The organism is Brevundimonas sp. 2YAF1, assembly GCF_052114745.1.
Taxonomy (GTDB): Bacteria; Pseudomonadota; Alphaproteobacteria; order Caulobacterales; family Caulobacteraceae; genus Brevundimonas.
This window is the reverse complement of record NZ_JBFRFI010000020.1, coordinates 1-1,224: the sequence shown is the minus strand read 5'-3', so window position 1 is coordinate 1,224 and position 1,224 is coordinate 1. Positions and strand designations below refer to the sequence as shown.

1 protein-coding gene is annotated in these 1,224 nt (G+C 65.0%); it reads right to left on the bottom strand.

Annotation, left to right across the window (positions count from 1 at the left end):
• Positions 1 to 7: 7 nt before the first annotated feature.
• Positions 8 to 1,168, bottom strand: coding sequence for an IS30 family transposase (locus AB4Y68_RS14450; RefSeq protein WP_441456449.1), 1,161 nt, complete (start codon positions 1,166 to 1,168; stop codon positions 8 to 10).
• Positions 1,169 to 1,224: the final 56 nt, after the last annotated feature.

The following is a 1,224-nucleotide window of genomic DNA, read 5'->3' as shown; positions in this document are numbered from 1 at the left end:
GGTGGGCTCAACTGATCGCTGCAACACACGCAGCGAAGGTCTCCGCTGGCGTCCGATAGAGCAAGGTCTTTCTTGGCCGTTCGTTGAGCTGGCGTGCGATGGCGCTGAGCTGGGCCTGGCTGTGGAGGGACAGGTCGGTTCCGTGGGGCAGGTATTGGCGCAGAAGCCGGTTGGTGTTCTCGTTCGAGCCGCGCTGCCACGGTGATCGAGGATCGCAGAAGTAGACCGCGACGTCCGAGGCGACGGCCAGCCGCTTGTGATCGGCCAGCTCCTTGCCCCGGTCCCAGGTCAGGGACTGATAGAGTTCGCCCGGCAGTTTCCTGGACTGTTTGATCAGCGCGGTGACGACGCTTTCGGTATCCTTGTTGGCGACCTTGACCAGCATCACGTAGCGCGAGTGGCGCTCGACCAGGGTCGCGACGTAGCTGTTGCGGGAGCCGCCGACCAGGTCGCCTTCCCAGTGGCCGGGAACGGCGCGATCCTCAACGCAGGCGGGCCTTTCGCTGATGGAGACCGCGTCCTTGATCTGGCCCAGGCCGTTCCGTTTCAGCGACGCGTGCCTGGAACGCCGGATCGTTCGTCGCGCCCTAAGGTATTCAAGCAGTTCCTTTTTCAGGACGCCTCGGGTCTGGATGAACAGGCTGCGATAGATGGTTTCGTGCGACACTTGGTTCTGCGGCTCCCCGGGCCAGGTGCGCTTGAGCCAACCGGCGATCTGCTCGGGCGACCATTTCCGCCGCAGCTTGGCCGATACTGTCCGGGCCAGGGAGGGTCGGCAAGCCAGCTTGCACCGCTTCGGACGCAAGGCCCGATCCCACGCCGCCTGATCGGACCGTGTCGCCCGATACCGTTCCGGCCCGCCGTTGCGCAGGACCTCGCGACTGATCGTCGAGGGCGATCGACCCAGCAGCCGAGCGATCTCGCGCAGCGAGCAGCGGGTGCTCAGCCCGCGCGATATCTCCTCCCGCTCGCCGAGGCTGATCGCCCGTGATGCTCGGGTCCGGTCCGGAGGTCGGATGCCGCCCGTAGGCGAAAGCACCGAGAACACCGACGAGGACTCTCGATCAAACCGTCGCCCGATAGAACTCATCGACTCGCCCGCCTTCCAGCGATCCCAGATTTCAGCCCGCTGGGCCGCCGAGTAATAGATCCGCCGCCGCTGCTTCATCGCCCACGCTCCATCTCCGAAGAAAAGTTAGCGTGTTGCGTTCACCGGTTGAGCCC

Bases quoted from the DNA above. Each gene is read 5' to 3' on its own strand.
- AB4Y68_RS14450 (WP_441456449.1), bottom strand. From the start codon at position 1,168: ATGAAGCAGCGGCGGCGGATCTATTACTCGGCGGCCCAGCGGGCTGAA.